The 6,075-nt window shown below is 59.8% G+C and carries 4 protein-coding genes; all 4 read left to right on the forward strand.

Features of this window, described 5'->3' with window-relative positions; genetic code table 11:
- Nucleotides 1-551 precede the first annotated feature (551 nt).
- The 4 genes from NBH09_RS09795 to NBH09_RS09810 all read left to right on the forward strand — a co-directional run bounded on the left by NBH09_RS09795 (nucleotide 552) and on the right by NBH09_RS09810 (nucleotide 5,841).
- Nucleotides 552-1,523 carry a LacI family DNA-binding transcriptional regulator gene (locus tag NBH09_RS09795; protein ID WP_250787846.1) on the forward strand — a complete coding sequence of 324 codons (972 nt, stop codon included), beginning with the start codon at nucleotides 552-554 and terminating at the stop codon, nucleotides 1,521-1,523.
- Nucleotides 1,524-1,706: 183 nt separating this feature from the next.
- Complete coding sequence (locus NBH09_RS09800) at nucleotides 1,707-3,107, forward strand: PTS transporter subunit EIIC (RefSeq protein ID WP_250787843.1); 1,401 nt, start codon at nucleotides 1,707-1,709, stop codon at nucleotides 3,105-3,107.
- Nucleotides 3,108-3,213: 106 nt separating this feature from the next.
- Complete coding sequence (locus tag NBH09_RS09805) at nucleotides 3,214-4,752, forward strand: glycoside hydrolase family 32 protein (protein ID WP_250787844.1); 1,539 nt, start codon at nucleotides 3,214-3,216, stop codon at nucleotides 4,750-4,752.
- A gap of 96 nt (nucleotides 4,753-4,848) precedes the next feature.
- On the forward strand, nucleotides 4,849-5,841 hold the full coding sequence (locus NBH09_RS09810; protein ID WP_250787845.1) for a PLP-dependent transferase: 993 nt from the start codon (nucleotides 4,849-4,851) through the stop codon (nucleotides 5,839-5,841).
- Nucleotides 5,842-6,075: the final 234 nt, after the last annotated feature.

Raw genomic sequence — 6,075 nt, forward strand, 5'->3', positions numbered from 1 at the left:
CCGCAGGTGCGGTAAGGGCTACCGCACGGGCCGATACTCAAAGCCCATTGTGGCACCCCGAGCCCGCGGAAAGAAGCTGCGCCGCGGGGGAGGCGGCCCCAATGGCTTTCTCATATCGTCTTTTGATGTAAGATTCGGCCCGTCAAAACTTATATCTCAATTGAGAATAGGCGAAATTGCGTGCGATTTTCTGCTTGTATGCAACTTTGCTGGCGTGTTGTTGGTAAGTCTAAGTTCGCAACGGGTTCTTGGCAGAGGATTGACCGGGATTGTGAATTGCGACTCTTCGAGGCGCGGCACCGAGGCCTTCCTGGAAAAGTCCGCGAGGCTGCCGCTCAGGTCAAGTTCTGCATGGCCGTATTCTTCGATTATGCAGCCAGGGTGATTCTCGTCTGGTAAAACTGGCTGCGAAGTGATTATCGCTAGACATGTCTCAAGTGGCTCATTAGTTTCCACGAGTTTCTCTATCATGTAATCGCTACGTCATGCGGTCGCTCCGCACAGGTATCATGGTGAAAGCGATTTCAATAACAGGGGTGCTCGTGGTAAAGATGAAAGATGTGGCCGAGCTGGCCGGCGTTTCGAGCGCCGCGGTCTCGCGCTATCTCAACGGTGGATATATCTCGGCGGACAAGGCCGAGCGCATTAAGCAGGCGATTGAGCTGACCGGATACGTGCGATCCAGCCAGGCTCGCGCGCTGCGCACCGGCTCCACCAAGCTCATCGGCGTTATCGTGCCTAAGATCAACTCGGAATCTGTGAGCCGCATTACCGCCGGTATTGGCCAGGTGCTCGGTCGTCGTGGCTACCAGATGCTGCTTGCCAATACCGATAACGCGGCCGATCGCGAGCTCGAATACCTTGATTTATTCCAAAATCACCCGGTCGATGGCATTGTGCTGGTGGCAACCATGATCACCGACGAGCACCGTCGCGCGATTGAGTCGTGCCGCGTGCCCATTGTGTTGATCGGCCAACATGTCGAGGGCGCGGCATGTGTCTATCACGACGATTACGAGGCTGCCTTTGAGCTCGGCCGTGCGCTTGCGGGTCGGGTGGATGGCAAGATCGCCTACATCGGAGTTACCGAAGAGGACCGCGCGGCTGGTTTCGACCGTCGTCGCGGCTTTGAGGCGGGGCTTCTTGCTGCGGGCGTGGTGCTTGATTCGAGCCTGATTCGCCAGGGATCCTTTACGCTTGACTCGGGCTATCGCGCTGCGCGCGAGCTGCTTGCCGATGCCCCCGATGTTTCGTTTATTGCGTGCGCGACCGACACTATGGCGGCCGGCGCCCTGCGCGCTCTTGACGAGGTTCGCGGCATGGGCGAGGGCATACACCGCGTGAGTGGTTTTGGCGACAACGCGTTTTTGCGCGCGCTGACGGGCGGCATTCCCACCGTGCATTATGGCTACCTGACCAGTGGCGTCGAGGCGACCAATATGTTGCTCAACACGCTCGATGGCGTGGAGGGGGAGAGCGGTCTAAAGACGCTCAAACTCGGCCATCAGCTTATGAATGTCTAGATTTTGGGCACGTCTGCCTGCCTCTGAGCCCTTATGTTTGTCTCAAAACTACCATTCGCCGGCTATTTCCTACCGTTCACCCTACTATGAAAACGATTACAGACATATGAAACTGAAATCGATTACAGTGTAAGTGTTAAAGATGGCCGGGTGCTGATGCGCCCGTTGGAGGAAAGGGAAGTCATGGACTACCGCAAATCAGCCCAAGAGGTGCTCGACAACATCGGTGGCGCCGACAACGTTGTTTCGGCCGCACACTGCGCCACGCGTCTTCGCCTGGTGATTGCCGATAATTCCAAGGTTAACAAGGAGGCCATCGAGAATGTCGATGGCGCCAAGGGTGTCTTTGAGGCTCAGGGCCAGCTCCAGATTATTTTTGGCACCGGCACCGTCAACAAGGTCTACGAGGAGTTCATCGCGCTCAGTGGCGTCGAGGCTGCCACCAAGGCCGAGGTCAAGGAGGCCGCGGCTCAGCAGCAGAACATCTTTATGCGTGCCATTAAGGTGCTCGGCGATGTTTTTGTCCCCATCATCCCCGCCATCGTGGCTTCGGGCCTGCTGCTGGGCATTATGAGCGCCCTCAACTTTATGGCCTCCAACGGCTTTATCGCGCTCGACACCAATAACTTTATCTACAAGATCGCCGACCTGGTCTCGGGCACGTCCTTTGGCATTCTGCAGATCCTGATCGGCTACTCCGCGGCTAAGGCCTTTGGCGCCAACCCGTATCTGGGCGCCGTCGTCGGTGGTGCATTCATCAACTCCTCGCTGCAGAGCGCCTATACGGTTGCCTCCGAGGGCGTGCAGACCATGGTCAACGTCATCCCCGGCGTGTACAGCTTTGAGTGGGTCGGCTATCAGGGCCATGTGATCCCCATCGTTATCGCCTGCGCCATTCTGGCCTTCCTCGAGAAGCGCCTGCACAAGATCGTTCCCGAGATGTTCGACCTCTTTGTGACCCCGCTCGTCTCGGTGTTCGTGACCGTGCTCGTGACGCTCGTTGCCGTCGGCCCCATCTTCGTGTGGGCCGAGAACGCCATCCTCGGTCTGATCCAGGCCCTGCTGACCCTGCCCTTCGGCATCGGTTCCTTTATCGTCGGCCTGTTCTATGCTCCCACGGTCGTTACCGGTATCCACCAGATGTACACCGCCATCGACCTGGGCCAGCTCGCCCAGTATGGCGTGACCTACTGGCTGCCCATCGCCAGCGCTGCCAATATCGCCCAAGGTGGCGCCGCACTTGCCGTTGCCTTTAAGACCCGCGATGCCAAGATTAAGGGCCTGGCGCTTCCTTCGGCCCTGTCCGCCTTCATGGGCATTACCGAGCCGGCCATCTTTGGTGTGAACCTGCGCTTCTTTAAGCCTTTCATCGCCGGCTGCATCGGCGGCGGTTGCGGTGCCCTGGTCTGCGCTCTCACCTCGCTTGCCGCTTCCGGCACCGGCGTTACCGGCATCTTCGGCATCCTGCTGTGCCTGGCCCAGCCCGTACAGTACGCAATCATGTTTGCGGTCGCCGCGCTGGTTTCCTTTGCTGTCTCGTTTGTCCTGTACAAGGACGAGCCCAAGGCTTCCGAGCAGGCCTAAGAGCTTTTGATTGAGGGGCGCCCGCGGGCTGTATGCTCGCGGGTGTTCCCTGCATCTGGTGCCGACCTCTGGCGCCTTGTTACTTTCGATCCGTTAGGACTTTGATATGTCTAATGCACTTGGTCGCGACCTTGCAAAGCTGGTTGCCGCTGTTGACGCTGACGCCTCTGAGTGCGGTCATGGCGTGTATGGTCAGCACTTCCATATTATGCCGCCCGCGGGTTGGCTCAACGACCCCAACGGTCTTTGCCAAGCAGGCGGCGTGTTCCACGCTTATTTTCAATATGCGCCGTTTGATGTCGAGGGTGGCGTTAAGGCCTGGGGTCATGCGACGAGCCGCGACCTTATGACGTGGGACTACGTTGGCGCCCCATTGCTGCCCGACGAGCCGTTCGATTGCCATGGCGTGTATTCGGGCTCCGCGCTTGCCGAGGACGGTCGCATTCGCGTGCTTTATACGGGCAACGTTAAGCTTTCCGATTCGGACGGGACGTACGACTACGTCAATACCGGCCGCCGCGCTGATACCGTCTATGTGGAGAGCGTTGATGGCCTTGCCGGTCGGGAGTTCAGCCAAAAGCGCGTGGTGCTGGCGTCCGAGGATTATCCTGATGATTTGACCTGCCACGTGCGTGACCCCAAGGTGTGGCGCGATGATGATGAGCGTTACCACATGGTGCTGGGCGCGCGTCGTCGCGTGGACGGGCCGCATGTCGAGAGCCGTTTTTGTGCGATGCATGGCGAAGGTGCCGGGCGCGATGTGGGCGAGATCTTGGTGTACGGCTCGGCTGACATGCTTAGTTGGGAGCTCGAGAGCCGTGTGTCTACGCCCGAGCGTTTTGGCTTTATGTGGGAGTGCCCCGGCTATATCGAGCTCGATGCGAATGGCGATACCGCTGCATTTTTGTCGTTCTCGCCCCAGGGCCTTGAGGGCGGCCGTTGGGACCGCGGCAACGTATACGCTGCTGGCTACATGCCCGTTACGGGTAACATTACGGGTGGCAAGGACGCTTATGAGCTGGGCGAGTTCCGCCTGTGGGACGCCGGCTTTGACTTCTATGCTCCGCAGGAGTTCACGGCCGAGGACGGTCGTCACATTCTGATTGGCTGGATGGGCATGCCCGATGAGCCGACCTACGACAATGCGCCCACCGTGGCGTGCGGCTGGCAGCACTGCATGACAGTGCCGCGTGAGCTTACAGCCGGTGCCGGCGGCGTGGTGCTGCAGCAGCCGGTGCGCGAGATCGAGCACCATTATGCCTCGGTGCGTATGGGGGAGGGTTCGTTGGAGGTTGCCGGCGATACCTGCTTTGACGTTGTTGTCGACGGTGTTGACGGCGTGTTTGCCGCGACCGTTGATGGCGATCTGAAACTGGCGTTTATGCCCGCCGAGGGCGAGCTGCCCTCGCGCTTTGAGATGCAATTTACCGATGAGAGTCGCGCTTCTGCCGGCTGCGGTCGTACCGTGCGTTGGGAGCCCGTCGATGAGGTTCGTAATGTGCGCATTGTTGGCGATGTTTCGTCGGTCGAGGTGTTTGTGAATGATGGTGCGCTTGTGTTTTCAACGCGCATCTATCCCGAGGCCTATGGCGTGACCGTTGACTCTCCGGGTGCGAGCGTGAACTATCACACGCTCATCATCTAGGCGAGTCGTCGCATATCGGCGCTATACTGCTGCCGTTGCCCACGATGCGGGGAACATCCGCATCGTGGGTTTTTGCTTGTGAAGGGACGGTACTGCGTGGACGTGCAACAGCTAGAAGAGGCCTGGGCTTTGAGGACCGGCGCGCGTGAGGTGCATCTTTTTGCTGCCCGGCACGTGCCGGCAGCGCTTTCGCTGCTGGGTATTGTGCGTCCCGGTGACCGCCTGGTGGCCTTTGCGGACGACTTTGCCGATGCGTTTACGCGCGGCTTTGATGGCTGCGACGTTGTGCTCGTGGGCTCACCGTCGGTTGCGGCGTTTACTGCCGCGTCCGAGGATTTTGATGCTTCGTTTGATGCCGAGGGACCGCATCTGTGGTGGTTCGTCAACTCTATCGGCGGGTTTGGTCTTCGTGTGCCCGACCTTCGTGCTCTGGGCCGCGCGGCTCGTGAGGCCCACGCGCTGCTGGTTGTGGACAACACCGTGGCGTCGGCTTTTGGCTGCAATCCGCTGCGGCTGGGTGCCGTGCTGTCACTTGAGGCGCTCGACCGTGTGTGCGCCGGTAAGGCTCCGCGCAAGCTCGTTGCCGCTTCGATGGCGCGCTCGCAGCTCAAGCGCCATCGTATGGATGCCGCGGCTGAGTGCGCGCATGCCCTGCTTGAGGGCCGTGGCTTGGTTAAGCTTGATTTGCCTGCTGACGAGGCCGGTGTGCTTGAGCGCGGGCTGGACTCGCTCGATACCCGCATGCAGGCGCATTTCGACCGCGCCCGTGCGCTGGCCGAGTACTTGGCTGCGAATGAGATGGTGCGCAACGTGCGCTATCCCGGGCTGAGCTCGCATCCCGACCATGCGGTTGCAACGGGAATCCTCGAGCACGGCTTTGGTCCGGCAGTTGAATTTGACCTTATCGAGCGTAGCGCGGGCGAGCTGTTCGACGCTTTGCCGGGGGAGTTTCGCACATCGCCCGCCGGCGGCGCAACGACGCGCCTTTCGGCCCCACGCGGCAGGCAGGGGAGCACCATCCGCCTCTTCGCCGGCACCGACGATCCCTTGATCGTGGCCGCCACCCTAGATAATGCCCTCCGCAACTAGCTAAATCATCCTCGACTCCATAAGTTGCGGTGAAATATGGATTGATTTACGGCTTTATCGGCATAAACAGCCCCTATTTCACCGCAACTTATGAGAAGGGGTTGTGCAGCTAAAAAAGCCCATTACAGTTTGAGTCGTCCGAAAGGGCGGCTCTTTTCCGTTGCACGGCTATACGATTGAGCCGTACCGGTGGTCGCTGGCCGACCGCCCCGGACGGCCGTCAGCCCCTGCCCC

It is taken from the genome of Collinsella sp. BG-O-102, assembly GCF_023656745.1.
Lineage (GTDB): Bacteria > Actinomycetota > Coriobacteriia > Coriobacteriales > Coriobacteriaceae > Collinsella.